The sequence below is a fragment of the Microvirga splendida genome (assembly GCF_016427565.1).
GTDB classification, from domain to species: Bacteria; Pseudomonadota; Alphaproteobacteria; order Rhizobiales; family Beijerinckiaceae; genus Microvirga; species Microvirga splendida.
Map to the genome: position 1 here is coordinate 144851 of NZ_JAELXT010000001.1, position 24815 is coordinate 169665.

A 24815-nucleotide genomic window follows, 5' to 3' on the forward strand; every position below is an offset into this window, starting at 1 on the left:
ATGGGATGGAAAGGGGGCATGCTATTGTCTCAGAATCTGGGCCAGATCCATGAAGGCATCGCGGCTGGCCGGCATCGAGGGATCCTGCCGCAAGGCCTCGTAGATTTTCGGGACGAGCACCACGGCCTGGTCGAGCTCCTGATCGTTTCCGGCATGATATCCACCCATCAGCCTGAGATCGCGCGTATCCTCGAAACGGGCGATGAGGCTGCGCAGACGGCGGACAAGCTCCTTCTGGTCGGAGGACCACACGTGATCGGCCAGACGCGAGATGGAGCCGAGAACGTTGATGGCCGGATAGCGCCCCTGGTCGGCGATGGCACGGTCGAGAACGATATGCCCGTCGAGCGTTCCACGGATGTTGTCGGCCACCGGGTCGTTATGGTCGTCGCCGTCGATGAGCACCGAGAAGATGCCCGTGATCGCTCCCTTGCCTTCCTCTCCGGGGCCGGCCCGTTCGAGAAGGCGCGGCAGCTCGCTGAAGACGCTGGGCGTATAACCGCGCGCGACGGCGGGCTCGCCCGCGGCGAGCGCCACATCGCGGGCCGCATGGGCATAACGGGTCACCGAGTCCACGATGAGGAGAACCGATTCGCCGCAATCGCGGAAATATTCCGCCAGGGCCACGGCCGTTCTCGGCGCCTGACGGCGCATCATCGGGCTCTCGTCGCCGGTGGAGACGACCATGATGGACTTGTGGAGGTTGGCCTGGATCGGCCCCTCCAGGAACTCGCGGACTTCGCGGCCGCGCTCTCCCACCAGGGCCACGACGATCGTGTCGAAGCCGTCGCACTTCGCCAGCATGGTCAGGAGGGTGGACTTGCCGACGCCGGAACCGGCGAAGATGCCGATGCGCTGGCCCTTGCAGATGGGCGTGAACAGGTCGATGGCCTTGACGCCGGTCCTCAGCGGCTCCTTGACCCTGGAGCGCAGCATGGCCGAGGGCGGCTCGGCATCGTTCCGGACTGTCGTTGCACCCGGGATGAGAGGGCCCAATCCGTCCAGGGGCTCTCCAAGGGCGTTGATCACCCTGCCGCGCCAGCTTTGATCGGGGCTTAAGCCCACATCGCCCGCAAGAAAGGCCGGCATGCCGAGACCGGCCTCGATCCGTCCATTGAAGGGTTTGACCGTGACGCCGCCACTGTCGATGCGGACGACCTCGCCGGTTTCCGTCTTGCCGTGAGCCGAGAAACCGACCCGGTCTCCGAGCTTGACGAACTGGGACAGGCCCGCAACCCTGTAATAGCTCGGCGTGACCTCGTTGATGACGCCGCCGATCCTGACCTTCCGTCGCGCCCCACCTTCGGTGAGGACAAGCTCTTCGAGCGACTGCAGCGCATTCATGGCAGCCATCAGGAGCTAGGGCCCAGGGTCTTGATCGCCTCCATGAGCGTCGATTCGCTCTCCTGGATGCTCGTCGCCGCGCTCTCGAAGTTTCTCTGAACGGCGATCATCTTGGTCATTTCCAGGACAGGATTGACGTTCGAGCCCTCACTGTAGCCCTGCTGAATGCTGTTCGAGTTGAAGTCCTGGACGACATCGCCCGGGATGTTCGAGATCACTCCCGAGTTTCCATAGCGGGTGAGCTTGGCGTCGGGGCTCAGGTTGAAGAGACCGATGGCCCCGACCTGGTTGCCGCCCTGGCTGATCGTGCCGTCCCGGCCGATCGTGGGAGTTCCTTCCATCGGGTCGAGGGCGATGGGAGCTCCGCCCGCATCGAGAACCTGGAAGCCCTCCACCGTCAGCAGATCGCCGTTCTCGTTCATCTTGAAGCGGCCGTCACGGGTGTAGACAGGCCCGCTGGGTCCGCTGAAGGAGAACCAGGCTTCTCCCTGGATGGCGACGTCGAGAGGGTTGTCCGTCTTGATAACGGGCCCCGTGCGCCGGGACACGAAGTTCTGACCGGACGATGTAAAGGAGACGTTCTCCTTGGCCGCCAGGGACAGGATCTCCTCGAACTTCACCTCGTCTGCGCGAAAGCCGCCCGTGTTGATGTTGGCAACATTGTTCGCAATCGTGCTGAGGCGCTTTTCCATGGCCACTTGAGCGGACAGCGCCACATAGAGCGAAGATTGCATCTGAACTCCTCCAGCCTGCGTCCCTGCGGGACACCGATACCACCGGGTGGCGCGCCAGCCTTCAGGATGCGGCAGCTCCAGGCCCGATGACCCATGCAGGATCGGTAGTCGAGCAGCCTTGCATGAGGCTTGCTCCCGCGTTTCCAGCTTCACGCAAGCCTCCGCGGTTAGGACATCGTCAACAGGTTGGATTTCGATAGGGGACTAAGGCATTGGGCGTCTTGATCGGACTGGCAGTTGCCATCGGCTCGCTCGTCAGCGGCTATGTCGCCATGGGCGGGCACTTGGCTGTTATCTGGCAGCCTTGGGAATACGTGATCATCTGCGGCATCGCGATCGGCACCTTCATCATCGCCAACCCCATGTCCCTGGTGAAGGACACCGGGCGCGCCGCCCGCGAGGCGATCTCCGGTGCCGTCCCGAAGCGGGAACACTACCTCTCGATCCTGGGTCTCCTCTACGCCCTGATGCGGGAACTGAAGAACAGGCCGCGCAACGAGGTCGAGGGCCACATCGACCAGCCCGAGGAATCGGAGATCTTCAAGTCCTTCCCGAGCGTCCTCAAGGACAAGGATCTGACGCTCTTCATCTGCGACTATGCCCGACTGATCATCATCGGCAATGCTCGGCCCCATGAGATCGAAGCGCTCATGGAAGAGGAGATCGCGACCCTCAAGCGCGACCGCGCCAAGCCGTACTACTCCCTCAACACCGTCTCGGAAGCCCTGCCGGCGCTGGGCATCGTGGCTGCCGTGCTCGGAATCGTGAAGGCGCTCGGCGCCATCGATCAGTCCCCGGCGATCCTGGGCGGCCTGATCGCCTCGGCCCTCGTCGGAACCTTCGTCGGCATCTTCATCTCCTATGCGTTCCTGTCGCCACTCGCCAACAAGGTCAAGTCGACCCGGGAGAAGCAGACCCGCGTCTACGTGATCGTGAAGCAGGCGCTCATCGCCTACATGAACGGCGCCCTGCCGCAGATCGCCGTCGAGCATGGCCGCAAGGGCATCTCGGTGGAATACCGCCCGACCATCGACGAGGTCGAAGCCGCCACCACGACGGGCGGCCGGTCCGAAGAGCTGAAAGAGGCGGCCTAAGCGATGAGCGGAACACAAAGCGCCAACGATATCCGCGACATGCTGCTGGACTCGGCGGGCCTCTCGCTCGACCGCCTTCCGATGCTCCATGTCATCTTCGACCGCATGACCACGAGCTGCGCCGAGCACCTGCGCCACATGGCGGCCTCGCCCATGTACTACTCGCTCAGCGGCCTCGAGAGCGGGCGAGTCAGCGAAATCCTCGAGATGTACGAGGCCAATGCGGTCGCGGGCATCTTCCACGCTCCCGAGTGGGACAGCCACATCCTGATCGGCTTCGATCGCGACTTCATCTACACAATGGTCGAGGTGCTGTTCGGATCAGACGGATCGGAGGCGCCCGTCGAGGAGGCCCGCGGCTTCTCCACCATCGAGCTGCGGATGGCCCAGACCCTGTTCGAGCAGGTTGCCAAGGCCCTGCAGGCCTCCTTCGCGCTGGTGGCCGACACCAAGTTCAAGCTCGAGCGCATCGAAACCCGCATGGACTTCGCGGTCATCGGACGCCGGAACAATCAGGCGATCGCCGCGAAGTTCCTGCTCCAGGCCCTCAACCGCGGCGGCGAGATGTTCGTGGTCATTCCGCAATCGGTTCTGAACCCGATGCGCAAGGTGCTCTCCCGCGTGGTCTCCAGCGAATCATCCGGCCGGGATCCTCGCTGGATGAAGCAGATCGCCACGGAAGTGAAGAAGACGGAAGTGACGCTCAAGGCGGTGCTCGAAGAGCGCTTCCTGTCGCTCGGCGAGATCGCCGACCTGAAGGTGGGCGATGTCATCGAGCTGCAGGCGACGCCGCGCAGCCGGGTCAAGCTCGAAGGCAATCAGCAAGGCCTGTTCTGGTGCAATATCGGCCAGTCCGACGGCACCTATGTCCTTAAGGTCGACGAACACATCGACCAAGAAAAGGAATTCCTCGACGATGTCCTCCCTCGCTAACATCATCCTCTTCCTGGCTCTCGTGACGACCAGCATCATGGTTGCGGTCATGTACGTGAAGCTGAAGAAGCTCGACCGGTATCTCGCCGAGTACCAGCAGGTCTTCGACAGGACGGGAGAAGCCCTCAAAGGCGCTCAGACGGCCGTCATGAGCTTCGGAGCGGAAGGCAAGGAGACGCTCGCCATGCTCGGTGCGCGCATCGAGGAGGCCAAGGCGGTCGCGGCGCAGCTGGAGACCCTCACCCGGGAGGCCGGCCGGCAGACCCAGTCACGCTCCAATTCCCTTAATTCGTAAGGTTCGTTCCCATGACAAATCCCTTCGATCCCAAGTCTCACGACAAGGCCATCTGGCAGCAGGAGAGTGCCATCTCCTCGCCGGACGACAAGCTCGGCGGCGGCAGGAACCTGGATTCCATCCTGCGCATCCCGGTCACCATCCAGGTGGTCCTCGGGTCCGCCACCATGCCCGTCGCCAACCTGATGAAGCTCGGCAGGGGCGCCATCGTTCCTCTCGATCACCGCGTGGGCGAGCCTGTCGACGTGGTCGTCAACGGAAGGATTATCGCTCGCGGCGAGGTCGTCGTGGTCGAAGACGACAACTCCCGTTTCGGGATCTCGCTCACCGAGATCGTCGGACCTCCGAGCAACGATCTTAACGGCTGAAGTGGCATTTCCGCATGGTCGCACCAGTTCCCATGAAGGCGAATGGCTCCAAGGTCCTGAAGGGCCCCGAGCGTGTCGCAACACTGCTTTTTGCAATGGGGAAGCCTGCTGCCAGTAGGATCCTTAAGCATTTCAGCGAGGACGAAATCCGCCTCGTCACCAAGTCGGCTGCGCAACTCGGCCCCGTCTCGCCGACGCAGATCGACCAGTTGGTGGAGGAGTTCGCTTCCAACTTCACGGACGGGGCGGACCTCATCGGTGGCGCCGCTCACATCGAGAAGCTGCTGGCCGGCGTTTTGAGCCCCGAGCAGATCGCCAGCATCATGAGCGAGGTGGTCGGCAACGCCAACAGGAGCATCTGGGAGCGGATCTCGACGGTCTCGGAGAGCGCCATTGCGTCCTATCTGATGAAGGAGCACCCGCAGACGGCGGCGCTGATCCTCTCAAAGGTCAAGCCTTCCTGCGCCGCGAAGGTGATGGCTCAGCTTCCTCAGCCGCTTCGGAACAACCTCATGCGCCGCATGCTCAGCATGAAGCCGATCGTGGACGAGACCATGAAGAACATCGAGAAGACGCTCCATGAGGACTTCATGGCGAACTTCTCGAAGAACGCCGGTGCGGACACCCACGCCAAGATCGCCGACATCATCAACAAGATGGAGCGCGATCACATGGAAGATGTCCTGACCAACCTCTCGACTGTCCGCCCAAAGTCGGCCGAGATCCTCAGAGGCCTGCTCTTCACCTTCGACGATATCGTGAAACTTACGCCGAAGGATCGCACGACCCTCTTCGATCAGGTTCCGCCGGATCGGGTCGTCCTCGCGCTCAAGGGCACGAACGAAGAATTCCGCAAGGTCGTGCTTTCGGCTCTCTCGTCGCGCGTGCGCCGCATGATCGAGCACGAGCTGAACAGCAAGGAGCCCTCGTCGCATCGCGATATCGCGGAGGCCCGCCGGACCATTACGGACCTTGCACTCGAAATGGCCGGTCGAGGAGAGATCGTCATCAATTCAGAGAACGAGGATGAAGCGTACTTCTAAAGGCATAGCTTCAGCCCATGTCTGATACGGATGACAAGGACAGCAAGACAGAAGCGCCTTCCGAAAAGAAGGTTCGCGATGCCCTGGAGAAGGGAAACATCCCATTCTCCAGGGAAGCGCCTCTGTTCGCCTCTATTCTGGGCATCCTCATCGGTCTGGCCTTCGCAGTCCGGAGCAACACCAAGACGCTGACGGAGAAGCTGTCGCTTTTCATCAACAGGCCACAGGATTTCCGCCTGGAGACCGGCGCCGATGCGGCGAACCTGATCCAGGCCGTCGCCATCGAGGTGGGGCAGTGCCTCATCCCCGTCATCGTCATCCTGGCGGCCTGCAGCCTCTCCGCTTCGATCCTGCAGAACGTTCCATCCGTGGTGGCCGAAAGGATCAGGCCGCAATGGAACAGGGTCTCTCCTGTGGGCGGCTGGAAGCGCATCTTCGGCCGGCAGGGTCTCGTAGAATTCTTGAAGTCGTTGTTCAAGTTCGGAACGATGACACTGGTCAGCATCCTGCTCCTGAGATCGGAGCAATATAAGGTCTTGAATGCCATGTTCAGTGATCCGTCCCTTCTTCCGGAGCTGATGTTGACCATGGCGATGCGTCTCGTGTCCGCCATCGCGATCGCAACGATCGTCCTCGTCGCAGCCGACCTGCTCTGGGCCCGCTTCAAGTGGCACAGCGACCTGAAGATGACCAAGCAGGAGGTCAAGGAGGAGTACAAGCAGATGGAGGGCGATCCCATGGTCAAGGCGCGCATGCGCTCCCTGGCCCAGGATCGAAGCCGCAAGCGGATGCTGGCCGCCGTGCCGAAGGCCACCTTCGTCATCGCGAACCCGACCCACTACGCGATTGCCCTGCGCTACGAGCGCAGTGAGGCGAGCGCCCCCATCGTGGTTGCCAAGGGCCAGGACCTGATCGCCCTCAAGATCCGCGAAATTGCTGAGAAGAACGGCGTTCCCGTCATCGAAGACAAGCCTCTGGCAAGATCCATGTACAATCATGTTGAGGTGGATCGAATGATTCCCCCCGACTTCTACAAAGCTGTCGCGCAGATCCTGTTCTACATTCTCACGAGGTCGAAATGAGAAGCATTCGCACCGTGGACATGGTGGCTTCGTCAATCGAGCATCCGAATCTCCAGGCTTTCGAGGAGGTTCTGGCTTGCAACATCAAGGATGTCATTGCCGATTTCTGCCTCGCGGATGCGGACATCATCAGGTTCTATGCCGACAACCAGCTGCATGGGAACATGGATGAGATGCTGACCTCTTCCGCCGAACTGTTCTTCAAGGGCGATACGCTGACATATGGGCATGTCGCGCATGTCAGCACGGGGCGTGACGATCATTCCTGCGTCGTCCTCGACATGGAATTCGTGCATGACGCGATGACGGTCTTCTTCCAACTCATCTTCGGCGACTATTACATCGGGGTGAAGATCAGTAAGGTTCTGCTCGATCCGCCCTTCAGACGATCTGATTTCAACCTGTCCTCCTTCGCGCGCATCCTTTCCTCGGCGCGCCTGCAGCCCGTTCCTCGCCGCTTCCAGTCCCCCTACTGCCTCGCCGAATCTCCCCGGCATTGATGGCTGAGCGCCGGCGGCTTTCCTCATGATTCGCAAAGCACCTTCCAAACTCGCCCTGCTCGTGGCTGCCGGCGCCGTCTCGGCCTGCACCACGGCGGATGGACCCTACCCCCAAGGTCCATGGGGGGCATCCGTCGCTCAGAGAAGCTATCCCGAATATTCCGCTCCCTGGGGCCGGCGCCAGGCTGCTCCCGCGTACGGCGTTGCGGTTCAGCCCGCTTATGTGGAAGCGCTCTCGGGACCCACCCGAAGGATTCACGAAGTCCATCTGGAGCCGGAGCTGCCTCCCGGGCCTCTCCCGAACGGTCCTACCCTTGAACTCGACCGGGGTCCCGAACCCCTGTCGATGCCGCTTCCTGAGCAGCCCGTTCCTGTGCAGCGCGAAGCCAGCGCCGATATCCAGGCCAGCGCTCCCGGTGTCTTCACGCCACCCCAGCGGGCATCGTCCTATGCCGGTTCGTGGAAAGCCAGCGTCGGATCCGCCTCGTGCCGGATCCAGCTCTCGAGCGTTCCGTCGCTCGACCTCTACAAGGCCTCGGCCCAAGGCTGCTCCAGCAATGCGCTGAGAACGGTCAACGGATGGAGCCTGCGCGACGGCCAGGTCATCCTGTTCTCCCGCGGACAGGTAATCACCCGGTTGTCTGGCGCCGAGGCGGCCCTTTCGGGCACGCTGAACGGGTCCGAGGCTGAACTGACGATGACACGCTAGACCGGCGCGGCTCATCGACCAAGCGCGGTCTTGCGCAGGCGGCCTAATCTGCCGCGGCCGTCTGCCCGGGGCTGAGGCCAGGAGCATCCGCACAGAACGAGCGCGCCCCGGGAGTCCAGGCGCCGAAGCCCGTGGCGACCATGTTGGCGATCACCCGGCAGACATAACGCTTCTGCGCCGGATCGTTGTTGGGCCCGGCATGATAGCGCGCGACCGCCATGGTCCATGTGTCGTGGCGCGCCTTCAGCTCCTTGAGAAAGCGCGCTGCGTATTCCACGTTCATGCGCGGGTTCAGCATGCTCTCCAGCGATGGAAACTTTTCACGGTGGAAGTGATGGTTGATCTGCATGCAGCCCATGTCGATCAGCCTTGCGCCGGACCGGCTCGCCTGCTCGAATTTCTGAATCGCTTCGGTCGCGCTGTTCGAGAAGACCGCCTTGCCTTCAACGTTCATGGCATAGGGCTGCAGGCTCCCGCGCTTGCCGGTTTCGGTAAGGCCGACGGAATAGAGCATTCCCAACGGAACGCCATACAGGGCAGAAGCCCTCATCATCTCCCGCTCGCACAGCCCGGCCTGAGGCTGAGCGAGGGCCGGCAACACACCGACGGCGCTAGAGGTAAACCCCGCCAGAGCTGCTGCGATCGGAAGTGCGATCCTGCTTCGGCCCATTGCGGAACTCCGCCTCTTCTCTTCTGTTCGATCCATGATGCTGCCCGGAGGAGTTGCTCTGGCCATTGGCATTGCCTTGGAAGCCCTGATCCTGCGCTCCCTGCTGCAGGCGCTGGAATGAATTTCGGTCATGGCTGGCGGGCTCAGCGGCCTGGATCGTGATGGCATCGGGCCGGTAGCCGGAGGCGCGCAGCAGACTGGACAGCTTCTCGGCATCGTTCCTGAGGAGTTCAGCGGTCTCCTGCTTTTCCACCTGAAGCTCCATCTCCAGGCTGTCGCCCGAAAGGCGCATCTTGACCGTGACAAGCCCCAACTCCACCGGATTGAGCTGAAGGCTGAGGACCCTCAGAACGCCTCCTGAGGCGCGGGCTATGGCAACACGGTGCACACCGTCAGCTTGCAAGGACGGCTGATGCGCATTGGAGATCTCTGCCACGTCATCCAGGATTGCTCTGGCCATCTGGTGGAGAGTTCCGGCCGGCAGTGAAGCGCCATCCGCCTTCTGAAGGCCAGGAGCCGCCTGCTTCTGGATCTCGGCCCGATCGGCCATGCGGCTGGAGGCAATCTTCTCGAAGCTTCTGTCTTCATCGCCCTGGCGGGTATTGGCCGTCTCGACAGGGGGAGCGACCGTCTTGTCGCCTGATCGCTCATGCAACTCGGCCCCAGGCAGTTTCACTGCCGGGCCTTTGGCCTCCTTGACGCCAGGATGCCCCGGAAGAGTTCCCACGGGGGCATCGTTCGATGCCTCCGGTGAAGAACCCTGAAGCGCTGTTTCGAAGCTCTCGACGACCGGGCGGAAATGGGTTTCCTGGTTCTGGACCGTGACCGACAGCTTTGATCCGATGGTAGGGTTCAGGATGCTGTCGGCGGTGGCGTCCGGCGACAGCATCGGAAGCATCGAGGAGGCACCGTTGCGGGCTTCGGGATCGGCCTCTCCGCCCGCACCATTTGGCGACAGGATGCGGGGCAGAAGGCTCTCGAGAACGAAATAGGCCTGGCTTCCCGCCGGGGGAGCGGCTGCTCCCGCCGAGGTACCGTCCGGCAGGGTGGCCGAGAGCAGCACCTGCAAGGCCGTCGTATCGGCTGTGGGCGCCTCGGCCATCTGATCGTTCAGGTTCAGCAGGCTGTCGTCCTGAAGGAGATCCGCAGCCTCCCGGCTCTGCTCGCGGGAGAACCCTTCGAGCAGCGTATCGAATCCCGCCATCCCGCTCCCGGCGCCTTTGCCACCCTGCTCGGTCGCGGAGGAAGAACCGCGCGGCGTCTGAGTTGGCTCGGTGAGGCGCGAGGGTGCTTGGGGCATGAGATCGAGACGGTTCATTGAGTCACGGGCGCCTGGTTCTTGATCAACTTGTCGACGCGGCTCAGGGCGTCACGGGCTTTGGATAAGGCCTGAAGCTGTTCCAGCGCTTGCGCCTGGGAGCTCGCGTCTTCCGTCTTATCGGCTGCCTTCATGAGCAATGGCTTCGGCTTGTCGGCCACAACGGCCGGTGCACCGGGCATCGTCTGGATGTGCCCGGCCATTGCGATGGCCGAGTCCAGCAGAGCCGTGTCGCTTTCGGAGAGAAGCGAGCGGTCGATCTGGCGGAGATCCTCGACCGCGGCTTTGATGTCCTCGGGCGATGTGATCATGGAGGCCGCACGATAGAGCCTTGCGCGGGCGGCGCCGGCTGGATCGCCTTCCACCAGATCTTTGACCTTCTCCGCCAGCAGGCGAGCGGATCTGGTAAACCCCTGTTCGACGGATGCGCGGGCGGCAAGAAGGTAAAGGTCCCGCCTTGCATTCGGCTCCAGCTCCTTCATCATCTCGACGAAGCCGTCGAAGCGGGACTTCTCCTGGCCGAAGTCGATGCGCGTCGCCACGGACGCCAAGCGCTGCCGGAAGTTGCCGGCATAGACCGAGTGGCGGAAGCGTCTCAGATAACCCGTCGCGAGAAAGTAGAACTTCTCGACGTGATCCGTCTGGCTCGCAACGAAAACCTGTCGGCGCAGCGCAGCCTCTTCGAGAAGCGTACCCGGAGCCTGGAGCCGCACGAAATCGAGCAGGGCATCGGATTTCGCAGGATCTTTCCGGACGGCGAGCGCCGATTGAACAAGTGCCAGTTGTGCACTCATGGTCGGCGGAAAGGTCCGCGCATCCAGAGACATGAGAGCATTGTGGGCGGCCTCCTCCCGGCCCTCGACATAAGCGAGGGCGCCCTCGACGAGGGGCCTATCGTTCTCCGTGACGACGGTGGAGCCCAGCTCCAGAAGCTTGCGCAGGATCGCAGGATTGCCGCCGCTCAGAACGAACGACACCGCGGCGTGAACGTTCTTGCCGTTCTGCCAAGCCTCGGGGGCGAGCTCCATGAACCGGATGTCGAGCACTCCCAGCAGGCCTCGCTGCCCGACATGAGCCTCCGTCGAGCCCGTTGCGATCTGATCCTGCATCAGGTGCAGCGTGCGCACCATCTGCAGGGGACTCGGAGCCGCCAACGGCTCGGCCTCCTGCTCCACGGCAGGTTCCGGCGCAGCATCGGCAGGACGGCTGCTCTCGTTCGCCGCGGCATCCACGGCCAACAGCATCATTCCAAGAGCGGCGAGCGGGCGCAGGTTCACCGTCATCACTCCTGCAGAAGAATTTCGACGCGGCGGTTCTGGTCGGCGTTGGGATCGAGCGGTATCTTCGGCTCCCGGTCCGCATGGCCTTCGACGCGCACGATCCGCTTCTCGTCCAGGCCGCCCCGGACAAGCATGTACAGGGCCATCTGGGCTCTGGCATGGGACAAGCGCCAATTGTCGTAATTGGCGGACTTGAAGGGCCGGGCGTCGGTGTGGCCGCGAATCACGATCTTGCCCGACCGCGCCTGCAGGATCTTGGCGATCTCAGCCATGGCGCGCACGACCTTGGCGTGCGGCTCCGCGGAGCCTACCGCGAACATCGTGAAGTCGAAGTCATCGGTCAGGCTGATCAGGGTTCCCGCACCGGTCCGACGAACCTCGATATGCGGCTGCGGCGTGGCATCCCTCCCCGGCTGAACGGCCTTGAGGATGTCCCGCTTCAGCTCCGCAGCCTTCTGGTCGGCGGCATTCACCTCCGAGGCACTCTGCTCTGCGGAAGATCCGGGAGCAGCAGCCTGGCCGCCTGTTGACGGCGCATCCTGCCCTTCCGGAGACGCCACACCGCCCGCAGGCGCCTGCTGTTGCGCCTTGTGACCTGCCTGCGGCTTCGCGCTCAAGGAGGCGATCGCATCCATGACGGCTTTAGACGGTGCAGAGGGCGCAGTGCCCGGCTTCAATGGCGTGTCCGTCTTCATTTCCTCGACAGGGGCGACCTGCCAGTAGAGCGGATCGAACGGATCGCGGAAAGCTTCGCCGGCCTTCAGGCCGGGCACGTCGCTTTCACCGGGAGTCACGTCGGCGCCCAGCGTGTCGTGGGGCGTCGGTTCGATCTCCTCCGCGATTCTGGCGAGCACAGCATAGGGATCCTGGAACAGGGCTCCCTCCTTGAAGCGCGGCTTCTGCAGCTGGTGGGACTTTCCACCCGTTCCCTCGCCGCTCCCCTTCTCCTTGCCATCCTTCGTGTTGTCGGTCTCGTTGTCGGGAGGAACGTTCTGCGGATCGTCGAGGCCTTTCTTGTTCGGCGTCGACTCAGCGAGCTGCACCGGGTTGAAGTAATTGGCCACGCCGCTGCGCGTCTCCTCGTCCGTCAGGCTGATGAGCCACATCACGAGGAAGAAAGCCATCATGGCGGTCATGAAGTCCGCATGAGCGATCTTCCACGCCCCGCCCTTCACGACCTCCTCGCCATCGTCGCCTCTCCGGACGATGACGATCTCTTGCTTGTCCGACTTCGACATCATGAATCAGCTTTCAAAGCCTGCTCCAGACGATCCGACCAGGCCCGCAGCTGGGTCTGAATGGTCGTATCGCGGGCGGTGACGCTCACCTCGACATGATCCCCAGGGAGAAACTCGATCGCCTCTCCATGCGGGCCGAGGTTTTCCTTCAGGACCAGCACGAGATCCTCGGGCCCGGCGATTTTCATCGGTCCGGTCTCATCGCTCAAAAGAAGCGTCGCGAGTGCTTCCCTGAATTCGGCGATGCTCTGCTGCCGGAAGGCTTCGGAGACGAAAGGCTTCAGGATGTTCGCAATCCTTTCCGAGAGGATGGCTTCGATGCGGCCAATGCCTTCCACGATCTGCACCGAGAGCTGCGCTGCCTGCTGCTCCACCCAGATGACGCGCTGGGACGCGAGCTCATCCTCATACCGAGCCTTCTCGGCTGCCATCACCTCCTCAAGCTGCTGCCGGGCGGCTTCCCTCTCCTCGGCCCTCGCCTTCGCCTCGACGGCTTTGACGAGTTCGGCCTGCCGATCCACCGGCGGCGGTGGCGGCGTCAGATCCGGCTCGGCGGCGGCCTTGACGGTGCGCAGGGCTCCGATGCCCAGAGGCTCGCTGCGCGGTGCGGGAGAGAAATCCTCCAGCAGACTGGCAATTGCTCCCGCCATCACGCAGCCTCCCGGCCGAGCCATTGCTTGAGCACGGCTGCGGCATGCTCTTCGCTGAGCTCAATGATCTGCTCGAGCTTGCGCTGCGGCGTACGCGGCATCTCGATGAGGTTCTGCTCCTCCCTGTCGAGAGCGGCCTGCAGGGCCTGCCGTCCGTTCTCGTTCTCGGCCTCCTCGGCCTCGGCCGCAGCCAGAGCGGCTGCCTGCTCGCGCTGGAGCTCAAGCTCTGCCTGGTGGCGGGCCATCAGCATTCTCACGGCAGGGCGCAGGCCGAACCAGATCATCATTGCGCACAGGGCCAGGATGGTGAGGGCATTCACGACCGTGCCGAATTGGCGCATGAGGATCTCGGTCAGCGACGGCCCCGGAACCGGCTGCAGCATGCCGCCATCGTCGACGAAGCTGACGGCCGCGACCTTGATCTGGTCACCCCGGGTCTTGCTGAAGCCGGTGGCGGACGAGACCAGCTGCTCGATCTCGGTGATCTTCGCGTCCATCTCTGCGGGAGTGGCATTCTCCCCCAGCAGGGAAGCGATCCGGGACCGGTTCACCAGCACGGCAACCGAGAGGTTCTTGATCTGGTAGCCGTCGCTGACGGTCTGGATGGTCTTCGACGAAATTTCGTAGTTGGTCAGCTCTTCGCGGCGCTGGTTGTCCTCGCTCGAGCTGTCACCCGATTCGGCGCGCACGCTCTCGTCAGGCAGGTTCTGCTGGACCGTGGTCGGCTTTTGCCCGCTCTTGTTCTGCGAGACTTCCGTTTCCTTGATCGTACGGACCGAGCGCTCCACCTTTGATTCGGGGTTGAAGATCGTCTCGTTGGTGCTGACCTTGTCCGTGCTCAGGCGGGCCGCCACGCTGATTTCGAAATTGCCGGTGCCGAGATAAGGCGTCAGGGTGCGGCGGACATTGTCCTGGATCTCCAGGCCCACGGTCTTCTCGAGACGGGCCATCTTGCCCGTGGTGGCATTGGCGGCATCATCTCCGGACATGAGAAGGGTACCGTCGGTATTCATCACGGTCACCTTGTCCACCGCCATGCCGGGGATAGCGGCGGCCACGAGGTGCCGGATCGCCTGCGCCGATGAAGCATCATCAGCTGGCGAGGTGCGGATGACCACGGAAGCGGAGGGCGCCTGCTGCTCCCGGCGGAAGGAACCGCGATCGGGCAGGACGATGTGGACTCGGGCGGCCTTGATTCCCTTCATGCCCTGGATGGTGCGCGCCAGTTCGCCCTCGAGAGCACGAACCTTGGTGACCTCCTGCATGAAGGAGGTCAGGCCGAGCGAGCCGAGATCGTTGAAGAGCTCGTAACCGGACTTCGTGCTGTGCGGGAGCCCCTTTTCGGCCAGAAGCATCCTGGCCGAGGCCGTGTTGCCGTAGCTGACCAGAAGGGCCGTTCCGTCGGCGCTCACATCGAAGGGAATGCCTGCGTCCTTGAGGACGGCGCCCATCCGTCCGACATCCTCGCGATCCAGCCCGGTGTACAGGGTCTCCTGAGCGGGGCGGCTGAGATAATAGGCTCCGACGCCGACGGACAGGAAGACGGCAAGGCCGATGACAGCCAGGGCAGCCAGGCGACGCGGGCCCAGCAGCAGCAAACTACTCCAGAGTCTTTCGGCTTGTTGACGACCAGGCATGGGAATCTCGGTACTGATAAATGTTCTCGAGATTACTTTTGCGTCGCCAACCTTGTGCGAGGGTTGCCGCCTCTTCGTGATCGATCAAATCGTCGCTGAAAGGCTCGCGAAATCGGAAAAGTCAGAAGTAGGAGCGCACCAGGCCGCTCACGAGGATGTTCCAGCCGTCGATGAGAACGAAGAAGAGGATCTTGAACGGCAGCGCCAGGACCGTCGGCGGCATCATCATCATGCCCATGGACATCACCAGGGTGGCGACGATCATGTCGATCACGAGGAACGGGAGGGCAATGAGGAAGCCGATCTCGAATCCGCGCCTCAGCTCGGAGATCATGAAGGCGGGGATCAGGATGCGCAGGTCGATCTTCTCGCCCTCTTCCGGCTTCGGGTAGTTGACGGCCGCCAGATCACTGAACATCTGGAGATCCTTCGGCCTCACATGGGTCAGCATGAAGTCGCGGAACGGCTCCGTCGTCCTGGTGAAGGCCTCCGTCTCGGTGATGCGATTCTCCGTCAGCGGCCGAACACCGTCGTTCCAGGCCTTGTCGAAGGTCGGTCCCATCACGAAGAAGGTCATGAAGAGGGACAGGCTGATCAGGAAGACGTTGGCCGGCGTGCTCTGAAGGCCAAGACCGGAGCGCAGGAAGGAGAAAGCCACCACGAAACGGGTGAAGCTCGTCACCATGATCAGAAGACCCGGCGCCAGGGACAGCACCGTCAGGAGCACGACGAGCTGGATGATGCGCCCGCTGACAGCTCCGTCTCCCGAGGGGATCAGCGCCTGAAGGTCCGCCAGCTGGGCATTCGCGCTGCCCGCCAAGAGGATGAATGCGCCGGTGAGGATCAGACGGAAAGGCATGGCAACGGTCTCTCGGGAAAATGGACAGGTGGCTTGAAAACTCAGACTGCGCTCAGGCTACTGAACGATAAGGGTTTCGAGGACAAGCTCCTGGACGACGCCCTTCGAGCGCAATTTGACGCGCTCGTTGAGGTCCTCCCTGAGATGAAGAAGGCCGCTCGGCCCCTGGATCTGCGCCAGCGACAGGGTGCGCAGATAGGCCATAACATCCTGGCGGATCTCTCCGGCCATCACGTCCGGGCTCTGCTCTTCGTTCAGCTTATAGATGATGGAAGCCTCGACCCTCACCCAATCCTCGTTCGACGCGGCGAGATTCGTGACCACGGGAGCAAGCTTCTTGATTCCGATATTGCCCGCGTAAGGGCTCGCAACTTCGGTTTTCTCGGGCAGAGCCTTGTATTTCTCCTCCACCCGCTTCTCGATGCCTGAAACCATCACGAGCCCGAAGCCGCCTCCGATGGCCGCCGACAGCAGCGTCAGGAGGCCGAGCGTCAGGAGCACCCGCAGCGACCCTTCCCGGACGGGCGCGCTGCCGGCTGGAGCAGGAAGTTCCAGTGCCTTGGCCATTTACCCGATCCTCGTCGTCTAGAAGGGAGTCAGAACGTCGTACAGCTGCTGCCCATAGGCAGGCTGCTGGACTTCCATGAGACGCCCGCGTCCGCCATAGGAGACCCTGGCTTCGGCGATCTTGTCATAGCTGATGGTGTTCCTCGGCGAGATGTCGCGAGGCCGCACGATGCCGGCGATATTGAGCACGCGAACCTCGAAGTTGACGCGCACTTCCTGCGATCCGCTGATCACCACATTGCCGTTCGGAAGAACCTCGTTGACGACCGCAGCAACCGACAGGCGCAGCTTCTCGGAGCGGTCGATGGTCCCCTGCCCGTTTGAGTTTGACGAGGAATTGATGCCGGCATCCGCCGTGCCGTCCGCGTTCCAACCCTTGAATGAGAAAGCATAGTCGAGGCCGGCGCTCACCGAGGATCGGCGCGACCTGTCGCTGGCGTTCTCGAACTCCGCCTTGTCGTCGATCTGGATGTTCACCGTCACGATGTCGCCCACCTGCCGGGCGCGCGGGCTGGTGAAGAGATCGGCGCTGGCATTGCTCCAGGTGGAGTTCGGCGCGGAGGGACCGGCGCCCTTGAACAAGTACGGCAGCGGTTCGCGCTCGACGGCGATCCCTGAGCCGACCGGCGTCATGCCCGGCTCGCGGCCGAGATCCTCCGGCCTCGTCGCGCAGGCCGCGAGGAAACACAGGCCGGCAATGGCAATAAGATGTTTCAATTTTGCCTCACGGGATTCTTTTCGCGCTTGGGAGCGTCGGTGATGACATTGGCCAGCTGTGCGGCGCGGGCCGGCTCCATCTCGTTGAGAACCGCGCTGGCGGCTCGCGGATTGAGCTTGGCGATAACGGCCGCCGCGATCTCCTCGTCCATGTTCATGAGCTGGAGAGCCGCCGCATCCGGCCGCATCCGCGCGTAGATCATGACGATCGTCTCGTCGGCCTTCTCCAGGACCTCGTTGCGGCGCTTGAGCCACTCCTCGTACTCGGCTCGCTTCGCCTCCAGAACCTTGATGCGACCCTCGATCTCCTTCTCCATATCGGCAAGCGCCTGCTTCTGAAGGGCGAAGCGTGCATCGGAGGCTGCATCGGCAATATTGGTGCAGTACTGGTTGTTCTTGGCGGGCGCATTCGCTTCCTGCGCCTGAGCACCGCCGAAAGACATGACTCCCAGGAGCAAGGCACCGGCTGCCACTCGCCGCAAATTCCGGCATGTCGTGCGAGACATCATTGGATCACCAACTCCGCTTGAAGGGCGCCGGCCGTCTTGACCGCCTGGAGGATCGCGATGACATCGGACGGCTTGAGTCCCATCTGGTTCAACCCCTTGACGAGGGTCTGCAGATCCGAGCCCCGGACGATGGCCAGGGGCACTCGCTCCTCCGCCGCCGTGATCTGCGTGCGCGGCACCACCACGGTCTGACCCATCGAGAACGGGTCAGGCTGAGAGACCTCGGGTGTTTCCGTCACGCGGATCGTAAGAGCCCCGTGCGTGATGGCCACGGTCGAGATCTGCACGTTCTTTCCGATCACGACCGTCCCGGTCCGCTGGTCGACGACGATGCGTGCAGGCGTATCGGGCCTGATCTCGATATCGCCGAGTTCGGCAATGAACCGGGTCGCCGCAATATTCTTCGGCTTCTGCAGCACGACGGTCCGGAAGTCGCGGGGGGACGCGACGCGGATGCCGAAACGCTGCTGGGCATATTGATTGATCGCGTCGGTGATCAGCGTCGCGGTCTTGTAGTCAGGGTTCTTGAGCTCGAAAGCCAGCCCGCCCACCGCATCGAATCCGCCCTGAACCTCGCGCTCGATCAGTGCGCCGTTCGGAATGCGGCCCGCTGTCGCCACCCCAGAGGTCAGGGTCTCGGCCTGCCCCTGGGCGGAGAATCCCGACACCACGATCGCGCCTTGGGCAACGGCATAGACCTGCCCGTCGCCGCCCTGCAGGGCGGTCAGCATGAGGGTGCCGCCCTTCAGGGATGTCGCATCGCCCATGGAGGTGACGGTCACGTCGATGCGCGATCCGGTCCCGACGAAGGGCGGCAGGTCGGCCGTGACGATGACGGCCGCCACATTGCGGGTGCGCAGGTTGATGTCACGGACGTTCACGCCCATGCGGTCGAGCATGGATTGCAGGGACTGCTCGGTGAACTGGGAGTTGCGCAGCGTATCGCCGGTGCCCTGAAGGCCCATGACGAGGCCGTAGCCGATCAGCTGGTTGTCGCGGACGCCCTGAACCGAGGCCACGTCCTTGATGCGGGTGGCAGCGTGCGCCTGTACTGCGAACAGGGCGGCGAAGAAAAAGAGGACAGCGCGGAGCATCAATAGACTCCAATCCGGATCCGGCCATCGGCCTGAACGCGCCCGGTGATGATTCGGCCGCTATCGACGTTCTTTACCTGGATCGTCTCACCCATGGTGCCGGACTGCAGGGGAATGCCGACGCCCATGATCGAGAGCCCGCCTTCCTCGAAAACGATCTGAGCCTGAACGCCCCGCGTGACGAGCTTGGGATCGTCGACCGCGTTCATCGGGATCGGCTCGCCCGGCCGAAGAGTGCGACGTGCCATTTTCCCGGTCAGAACGCGGGGGGATTCGACGACGGCTGTGCGGTAACGGTAGTTCTCGGGAAAGGCCCTGTCCTTCAGCATCGACTCCTGGATCGTATCGCCTGGATAGATTGTGACGGCAGGAACCGGGAGGATACGCTCCTCGGCAACCGCACCTTGCAGCGTTCCGACGCTGAGGATGGTTGCCATGAGAGCGAGCTGGACGAAGTTCTTCATGATGAGATCACCCGCATGCCGCCTTTAGCGGATGCCCTTTGACACGGTTCCGGCCATGTCGTCCGCAGCCTGGATGACCTTGGAATTCATCTCGAAAGCGCGCTGAGCCGAGATCAGGTTCGTGATTTCCTTGATCGGGTCCACGTTCGAGGCTTCGAGATAGCCCTGGTGGATCTTTCCGTAGCCGGGATCGGACGGGATACCCACGGCCGGCGCGCCCGACGCCAGCGTCTCGCGATAATAGTTGCCGCCGATGGGCTCCAGGCCGGCATCGTTGGCGAAATTCGCGAGCGTCAGCTGACCCAGGTTCTGAGGCTGAGCCTCTCCGGCGATCTTGGCGAAGATCTCGCCCGACTCGTTGATCGTCACGTCGAGCGTGTTGGGCGGAACGATGATGGGCGGGTTGAGGGTGTAGCCGTCGAGGGTGACGAGCTGTCCGTCGCCGTTCTTGTTGAACGACCCCGCACGGGTATAGACGATCTCGCCGCTCGGCGCATTCACCTGGAACCAGCCGCGCCCGTTGAGAGCGAGGTCGAACTGGTTCGCGGTGTTCGTCAGGGAGCCCTGTCGGTGGAGGTTGCGGATGGCCGCCGTCTTCACGCCCAGACCCAGCATGGCTCCTTCCGGCACAGGGCTGGAGCCTGCCTGGTTGGGAATGGCCTGCGAGCGCTCGGTCTGATAGAGGAGATCCGTGAACTCCGCCCGTGCCGCCTTGAAGGCGGTGGTGTTGACGTTCGAGATGTTGTTGGCAATCACCTCGACATTCAGCTGCTGCGCATTCATTCCGGTTGCGGCAATCGCTAGCGCTCTCATGGTCTTATCCTCTTAGATCGCCATCCGGGCGATTTCCTGATAGGCCGCAACCACCTTGTCGCGGATGGCAATCGCGGTCTGAAGCGTCTGTTCGGCGGACATCACGGCCTCGACCACCTGCTGCACCGAGGCTTTGCCCTGGATGCCGGCAATCGATGCGGCTTCACCCGCCTTCATGGTGTCGACAGCCGACGTGGCCACCTGGGCCATCATGTCGCTGAAGCTCACCGGCGCAGCGCCGGCGACGGCTCCCGCTGCCGGAGACGTCGTGCCGAAAGCCGGAACGGCCGTGACCGCCGCCGGGCTGTCGATCATTGAGGAGATGGAGGATACGGCACTGATCATATCAGCCTCTCATGAGATCAATGGTTGCGGAGATCATGGCTCTCGCCTGCTTCATCATCTGCAGATTGGCCTGATAGGATCGATTGGCCTCCCGCATGTCGGCCATTTCGATCAGCATGTTCACGTTCGGCTTCTTGACCATTCCGTTCTCGTCGGCCGCCGGATTGCCGGGATCGTATTCGACCGGGAAAGGCGCTTCGTCCTGGCCGACGTCCTTCACCGATACCGAGGCTGCGCCGAGCGTCCGTTCAAGCTCGGAGCGAAAGGTGATCGTCTTGCGCGTATAGGGATCGGACCCGGGAGTCCGCCCGGTCGAATTCGCATTCGCGATGTTCTCGGACACGACGCGCAGGCGCGCCGACTGCGCCTCAAGACCGGCGCTGGACAGTTTTCCGGAGGCAATCAAAGGATCGATCATGACGGAGTCCTCACGCTGGTCAGCAGCATTCGATGGAATGACTTCACGATGGTCGTGTTCAGGGTATGCTGGCGGTTGACCTCACCAGCCTTGATGAGCTCCTGCTCAAGGCTCACGGAGTTCTTCGAGTAGACTGTGTCCCAGCTCTCGGACTTCTTCACCTTCGTCGCCTCGGCGCGCGATGGGGAGATGCCGATGTGGCCGTTGCTGGTCGCCGCCATGACCAACTTGGTCTTGTCCAGCACGTCGGCGAACGGCTCGACATCCCGGGCGCGGTAGCCGGGAGTGTTGGCATTGGCGACATTGCCGGAAATGGTCGTCTGGCGGGCAGCAAGCCACTGAGCCTGTCGCGATGCCAAATCGAACAAGTAGACAGGTGCCGTCACAGGAATCTCCGAGCAAATATGGTAAAGGAGCGTTTAAGCTCCCAACCTTGCACGAGGCTGACTTGACTTCGGCTCATGCCGGCAGGGCTGGATCTGAGATCGGCTGCGTCTTCAAAATCCAGTCTGCGCCATCAGCCCTGAGCGGCGATCTGCGCTGGATGATACGCAACTCTATTTCATAGACTTGGCAGGTGAACTCATTGGCAGGTAAACTCAGTTGCACTTCACGCCCGGGCGTTACCATGTCGCAACCGAATCAGTTGCTTTTCAGCCAGCTATCCTCATGAAGGGCGCGGTCGCCGGAACATTGGCCGATGCGGCATGAGCCCAGTCGGGCTGCTGTTTGCGCGATCATTTGCCAATACGTTAAAAAACTGCAAGCAACGCAGCTCTTGGGTTGGGGGGTTATGACTCATACATCTGCGTTAGAGGATCTTGTCGGCAGGGCTGTGGTTCACGCGAACCCTGATCCTGCTCGCGTTCTCAATGCCGTCACCGATTTTGCTCTGATCACCCTCACTTATTCTGGAAATATTATATCATGGAATGCCGGTGCAGAGCGCATCTACGGTTGGCGATCCGATGAGATTTTGAACCGGCACTTTTCCCTTCTCTATTCCTCAGACGAGCAGCTTCGCGGAAAGCCTCTCCAAGATCTCCATACAGCAGCCGCTTCGGGGCATTCTGCCGACCAGATCCGCTGCAGGACGAAGCATGGGATTCATATCCTGTGCCGAGTGACGCTTGATGCAATCAACTCCGAAGCCGGCGAGGACCGCAGCTTCGTTCTCACCGCTCGCGACATCAGCCGCTTCATGGCCGCGGAAGCCGCACTGAAGACCCAGGAGGAGCGTTACCGGGCCCTCATCGAGGCAAGCTCCGCGATGGTGTGGCGCGCGGATGCCGGGGGGATGATCATCGACGGGTCGCTGAGTTGGGAGGCCTCCCCGCCGACGCCATCCGGGAATGACGGAGATTATGCCTGGCTCGAAGCCGTTCATCCCGAGGATCGGGAGCGCGCGACGGCAGCCTGGCTGGAAACGCTGGCTTCGGAAAAAGCCGGGATCAACGAGTACCGGGCACTTGCGCCCGATGGCCAGTATCGCTGGGTGCTGACGAGGGCCGTTCCTCTTCACGATGCCGATGGCGCCGTTCAGGAATGGATCGGAACCGTCACGGACATTCATGAGCAGAAAGTGGCCGCTGAACGGCTGCGCCGAAGCGAAGAGCAGTACCGCGCCCTGATCGAAGCCAGCTCCGCCATTGTCTGGCGCGCGGCAACCGACGGGGCGATCACAAAGGTCTGGGGCTGGGAGGCCTTCAGCGGTCAGACCAACGAGAACTACACCGGCTTCGGCTTCCTGAATGCCGTGCATCCTGACGACAGAGCAGGACTTCTCGCCCACTGGCAGATCATCCGCGCCTCGGAAGAGCCGGGGATGTTCGAGTACCGTGTCCGCCGCCTCGACGGCAAATACCGTTGGATGCTCGCCCGGGCGGTCCCGCTGCTGAACGAAAACGGTCAGGCTCAGGAATGGGTGGGCACCGTCACGGACATCCATGATCAGCGCCAGGCGGAGATCAGGCTGCGCAGCAGCGAAGAAAGGCTGCGCCTGGCCATCGAGACGACAGCCCTGGGAATTTGGGACCAGGACCTTGTCACCGGTCGGCGTCAATGGATGCCGGAGGCGCGCCAGATCCTGGGTTTGACGCCGGACGTCACCATCACGCGCGAGGTTATCCTCGATTGCGTTCACCCCGACGACCGCAGCCGGATGGCGAGCACGTTTTACGATGACCAGCCGGGCAGCGACCTGACCTACAGCGGCAGCTTCAGGATCATCCGCGCCGATACGGGGGAGGAACGCTGGGTCACGGCCATCGGCCGCACCCTGGTCGATGACGGCGGCCGGCCCATCCGCAAGATCGGAACCGTTCAGGACATCACGGAGCGCAAGCTGGCGGAGAACGCGCTGCGCTCGAGCGAGGAGCGCCTGCGGACGAGCGAAGCGCATCTCAGGTCCATTCTCGAGACCGTTCCCGACGCCATGGTCGTGGCCGACGAGAGCGGCATCATTCGCTCCTTCAGCGCCACGGCCGTGAACATGTTCGGCTATCAGCCCGAAGAGGTCATCGGCACGAACGTCAAGTTCCTGATGCCTCTTCCCTATCGCGAGCAGCATGACGGCTATATCCGCCGTTACCGTGAGACGGGAGAACGACGCATCATCGGGAGCGGGCGCGTGGCGGTTGCTCAGCGGAAGGATGGCTCCACCTTTCCCATGGAGGTTCAGGTCGGCGAGATGGAATCGGAGGGAGAGCGCTTCTTCACGGCCTTCATCCGCGATCTGACGGAGCGCCAGCGGACGGAGACCCGGATGCAGGAACTGCAATCCGAGCTTGCCTACATGTCCCGCTTCACGGCCCTGGGAGAGATGGGCTCGACACTGGCTCATGAGATCAACCAGCCCCTGACGGCGATCACGAGCTATTTGAAAGGCTGCGGCCTCATTCTCAGCGATGTCGAAGGAGACAAGATCTCCCTCGTTCGCCATGCCGTGAATGAAGCCGCCGAGGAGGCCCTGCGCGCCGGAGAGGTGATCCGGCAATTGCGGGAGTTCGTATCCAGGGGAGGAAGCGAGCATCAGATCGAGGGGCTTCAGCGCCTCGTCGAGGAGGCGAGCGCCCTGGCCTTGGTGGGCGCCAAGGAAAAGGACGTGAAGGTCGAATACGATTTTCCGTCCGACAACCCGCTCGTCTTCGTGAACCGCGTTCAGATCCAGCAGGTTCTGCTCAATCTGATCCGCAACGCCATCGAGGCGATGCAGGAATCGGACCGCCGAGAACTGCTGATCAAGGCTCAGCCTGTTCCCTTCGAGTCCATGGTCCAGGTCAGCGTCAGGGACACGGGATCCGGGATTGCCCCGGAGGTCTTGAAGAACCTTTTCAAGCCATTTACCACCACGAAGCGAAGCGGCATGGGCGTGGGCCTCTCGATCAGCCGGACGATCGTGGAATCCCACGGCGGCAAGATCTGGGCCGAGTCGATTCCCGGTGAAGGCACCACCTTTCATTTTACTTTGAGAACCGTCGACAAGGAGGACATGGCCAGTGTCGAACACGCCGATCGTGTATGTGGTGGATGATGACGTCGGAGTGCGGAAGGCCCTCTCTTTTTTGCTGGTTTCGGCTGGCCTGAACGTTCGTCTGTATGAATCCGCCAAGGCCTTCCTCGATGAAGTCGGCGATCCCGGGCGCTGTTGCATCGTGACGGACGTGCGGATGCCCGGCATCGATGGCCTGGAGTTCATCCGACGCCTCAATGGGCGCGGCCTGAACGTTCCTGTCGTCGTCATGACCGGCCATGCGGATATTCCGCTTGCCGTGGAAGCCATGAAGGCGGGAGCCATCGACTTTCTCGAAAAACCCTTCCGGGAAGACCGTTTCCTGGAGGTTGTCCGCTTTGCCCTGGTCTGCGACGAGAAGAGCGTTCGCAGAAATCAGGAGCTTCTTCGGACCCAGGCGCGCCTGCAATCCCTCTCGCAGAGGGAGCGTCAGGTGCTGGACGGCTTGGTCGCCGGCAAGGCCAACAAGATGATTGCCCATGAGCTGAACATCAGCATTCGCACCGTCGAGATCCACCGCTCGAACGTGATGGCGAAGATGGAGGCCAAAAGCCTTTCCGAGCTGATCCGCATGGCCCTGTTCCTGGAGGTCGCGACGGGACAGTGACCAGGCGCAGGCGGCA

Annotated in this window: 28 protein-coding genes; 10 read left to right on the forward strand and 18 right to left on the reverse strand. The window is 62.4% G+C overall.

Going from position 1 to position 24815, the window contains the following annotated elements:
* Positions 1–21 precede the first annotated feature (21 nt).
* Positions 22–1344 carry a flagellar protein export ATPase FliI gene (gene fliI, locus JAO75_RS00730; RefSeq protein WP_199045778.1) on the reverse strand — a complete coding sequence of 441 codons (1323 nt, stop codon included), beginning with the start codon at positions 1342–1344 and terminating at the stop codon, positions 22–24.
* An 8-nt stretch (positions 1345–1352) separates the two neighbouring features.
* Positions 1353–2078, reverse strand: coding sequence for a flagellar basal-body rod protein FlgF (gene flgF, locus JAO75_RS00735; protein WP_199045780.1), 726 nt, complete (start codon positions 2076–2078; stop codon positions 1353–1355).
* Positions 2079–2290: 212 nt separating this feature from the next.
* On the opposite strand from flgF, the gene motA reads away from it, so the two are divergent.
* From motA to JAO75_RS00775, 8 genes are read left to right on the forward strand one after another with little or no spacing between them, the layout of a single operon-like run.
* Positions 2291–3172, forward strand: coding sequence for a flagellar motor stator protein MotA (gene motA, locus JAO75_RS00740; protein WP_199045782.1), 882 nt, complete (start codon positions 2291–2293; stop codon positions 3170–3172).
* 3 nt (positions 3173–3175) lie between these two features.
* Positions 3176–4105, forward strand: coding sequence for a flagellar motor switch protein FliM (locus JAO75_RS00745; RefSeq protein ID WP_199045784.1), 930 nt, complete (start codon positions 3176–3178; stop codon positions 4103–4105).
* Positions 4089–4400: a hypothetical protein gene (locus JAO75_RS00750; RefSeq protein ID WP_199045786.1), complete on the forward strand. Its 312-nt coding sequence runs from the start codon at positions 4089–4091 to the stop codon at positions 4398–4400. Before JAO75_RS00745 ends, JAO75_RS00750 begins: the two co-directional genes overlap by 17 nt.
* Positions 4401–4411: 11 nt before the next feature.
* Positions 4412–4768 carry a flagellar motor switch protein FliN gene (gene fliN / locus JAO75_RS00755; RefSeq protein WP_210340127.1) on the forward strand — a complete coding sequence of 119 codons (357 nt, stop codon included), beginning with the start codon at positions 4412–4414 and terminating at the stop codon, positions 4766–4768.
* Positions 4769–4782: 14 nt separating this feature from the next.
* Positions 4783–5811, forward strand: a complete 1029-nt coding sequence (locus tag JAO75_RS00760; RefSeq protein WP_199045788.1) for a flagellar motor switch protein FliG — start codon at positions 4783–4785, stop codon at positions 5809–5811.
* Between the two features lie 17 nt (positions 5812–5828).
* Positions 5829–6893: a flagellar biosynthesis protein FlhB gene (gene flhB, locus JAO75_RS00765; protein WP_199045790.1), complete on the forward strand. Its 1065-nt coding sequence runs from the start codon at positions 5829–5831 to the stop codon at positions 6891–6893.
* Complete coding sequence (locus JAO75_RS00770) at positions 6890–7393, forward strand: hypothetical protein (protein WP_199045792.1); 504 nt, start codon at positions 6890–6892, stop codon at positions 7391–7393. The genes flhB and JAO75_RS00770 overlap by 4 nt, the downstream gene beginning before the upstream one ends.
* A 25-nt stretch (positions 7394–7418) precedes the next feature.
* Positions 7419–8102 carry an AprI/Inh family metalloprotease inhibitor gene (locus tag JAO75_RS00775; RefSeq protein WP_199045794.1) on the forward strand — a complete coding sequence of 228 codons (684 nt, stop codon included), beginning with the start codon at positions 7419–7421 and terminating at the stop codon, positions 8100–8102.
* Between the two features lie 43 nt (positions 8103–8145).
* On the opposite strand, the gene JAO75_RS00780 is transcribed toward JAO75_RS00775, so the two are convergent.
* The 16 genes from JAO75_RS00780 to flgB all read right to left on the reverse strand — a co-directional run bounded on the left by JAO75_RS00780 (position 8146) and on the right by flgB (position 21067).
* Positions 8146–8772: a transglycosylase SLT domain-containing protein gene (locus JAO75_RS00780; protein ID WP_199045796.1), complete on the reverse strand. Its 627-nt coding sequence runs from the start codon at positions 8770–8772 to the stop codon at positions 8146–8148.
* Positions 8714–9976 (reverse strand): flagellar hook-length control protein FliK, encoded by a 1263-nt coding sequence (gene fliK, locus JAO75_RS00785; RefSeq protein WP_199045798.1) that lies wholly within the window; start codon positions 9974–9976, stop codon positions 8714–8716. Before fliK ends, JAO75_RS00780 begins: the two co-directional genes overlap by 59 nt.
* A 110-nt stretch (positions 9977–10086) precedes the next feature.
* Positions 10087–11367, reverse strand: coding sequence for a chemotaxis protein MotC (locus JAO75_RS00790; protein ID WP_199045800.1), 1281 nt, complete (start codon positions 11365–11367; stop codon positions 10087–10089).
* A 5-nt stretch (positions 11368–11372) separates the two neighbouring features.
* Entirely contained in the window at positions 11373–12611 is a 1239-nt protein-coding gene (locus tag JAO75_RS00795; protein ID WP_246742300.1) for a MotB family protein, read from the reverse strand.
* A complete protein-coding gene (locus JAO75_RS00800) occupies positions 12608–13258 on the reverse strand; it encodes a hypothetical protein (RefSeq protein WP_199045802.1) in 651 nt (216 codons plus the stop codon). Before JAO75_RS00800 ends, JAO75_RS00795 begins: the two co-directional genes overlap by 4 nt.
* Positions 13258–14895, reverse strand: a complete 1638-nt coding sequence (fliF, locus tag JAO75_RS00805) for a flagellar basal-body MS-ring/collar protein FliF (protein WP_199045804.1) — start codon at positions 14893–14895, stop codon at positions 13258–13260. The genes JAO75_RS00800 and fliF overlap by 1 nt, the downstream gene beginning before the upstream one ends.
* 121 nt (positions 14896–15016) lie before the next feature.
* The gene (fliP, locus tag JAO75_RS00810; protein WP_199045806.1) at positions 15017–15754 is read right to left on the reverse strand and encodes a flagellar type III secretion system pore protein FliP; all 738 of its coding nucleotides are present in this window, start codon (positions 15752–15754) and stop codon (positions 15017–15019) included.
* Between the two features lie 57 nt (positions 15755–15811).
* A complete protein-coding gene (locus JAO75_RS00815; RefSeq protein ID WP_199045809.1) occupies positions 15812–16321 on the reverse strand; it encodes a flagellar basal body-associated FliL family protein in 510 nt (169 codons plus the stop codon).
* 18 nt (positions 16322–16339) lie between these two features.
* Positions 16340–17038 (reverse strand): flagellar basal body L-ring protein FlgH, encoded by a 699-nt coding sequence (gene flgH / locus JAO75_RS00820; RefSeq protein WP_199045811.1) that lies wholly within the window; start codon positions 17036–17038, stop codon positions 16340–16342.
* On the reverse strand, positions 17035–17481 hold the full coding sequence (locus tag JAO75_RS00825) for a MotE family protein (RefSeq protein ID WP_246742301.1): 447 nt from the start codon (positions 17479–17481) through the stop codon (positions 17035–17037). The genes flgH and JAO75_RS00825 overlap by 4 nt, the downstream gene beginning before the upstream one ends.
* Before the next feature lie 62 nt (positions 17482–17543).
* On the reverse strand, positions 17544–18641 hold the full coding sequence (flgI, locus tag JAO75_RS00830; RefSeq protein WP_199045819.1) for a flagellar basal body P-ring protein FlgI: 1098 nt from the start codon (positions 18639–18641) through the stop codon (positions 17544–17546).
* Complete coding sequence (flgA, locus tag JAO75_RS00835) at positions 18641–19105, reverse strand: flagellar basal body P-ring formation chaperone FlgA (protein ID WP_199045821.1); 465 nt, start codon at positions 19103–19105, stop codon at positions 18641–18643. The genes flgI and flgA overlap by 1 nt, the downstream gene beginning before the upstream one ends.
* A gap of 24 nt (positions 19106–19129) precedes the next feature.
* Positions 19130–19918 (reverse strand): flagellar basal-body rod protein FlgG, encoded by a 789-nt coding sequence (gene flgG, locus JAO75_RS00840; RefSeq protein WP_199045823.1) that lies wholly within the window; start codon positions 19916–19918, stop codon positions 19130–19132.
* Positions 19919–19930: 12 nt separating this feature from the next.
* Complete coding sequence (gene fliE, locus JAO75_RS00845; protein ID WP_199045825.1) at positions 19931–20263, reverse strand: flagellar hook-basal body complex protein FliE; 333 nt, start codon at positions 20261–20263, stop codon at positions 19931–19933.
* A gap of 1 nt (position 20264) precedes the next feature.
* Positions 20265–20681, reverse strand: coding sequence for a flagellar basal body rod protein FlgC (flgC, locus tag JAO75_RS00850; RefSeq protein WP_196263298.1), 417 nt, complete (start codon positions 20679–20681; stop codon positions 20265–20267).
* Complete coding sequence (gene flgB, locus JAO75_RS00855; RefSeq protein ID WP_199045827.1) at positions 20678–21067, reverse strand: flagellar basal body rod protein FlgB; 390 nt, start codon at positions 21065–21067, stop codon at positions 20678–20680. The genes flgC and flgB overlap by 4 nt, the downstream gene beginning before the upstream one ends.
* 407 nt (positions 21068–21474) lie before the next feature.
* On the opposite strand from flgB, the gene JAO75_RS25310 reads away from it, so the two are divergent.
* On the forward strand, positions 21475–24213 hold the full coding sequence (locus tag JAO75_RS25310; RefSeq protein ID WP_199045829.1) for a PAS domain S-box protein: 2739 nt from the start codon (positions 21475–21477) through the stop codon (positions 24211–24213).
* Entirely contained in the window at positions 24179–24799 is a 621-nt protein-coding gene (gene fixJ, locus JAO75_RS00865; protein ID WP_199045831.1) for a response regulator FixJ, read from the forward strand. Before JAO75_RS25310 ends, fixJ begins: the two co-directional genes overlap by 35 nt.
* Positions 24800–24815: the final 16 nt, after the last annotated feature.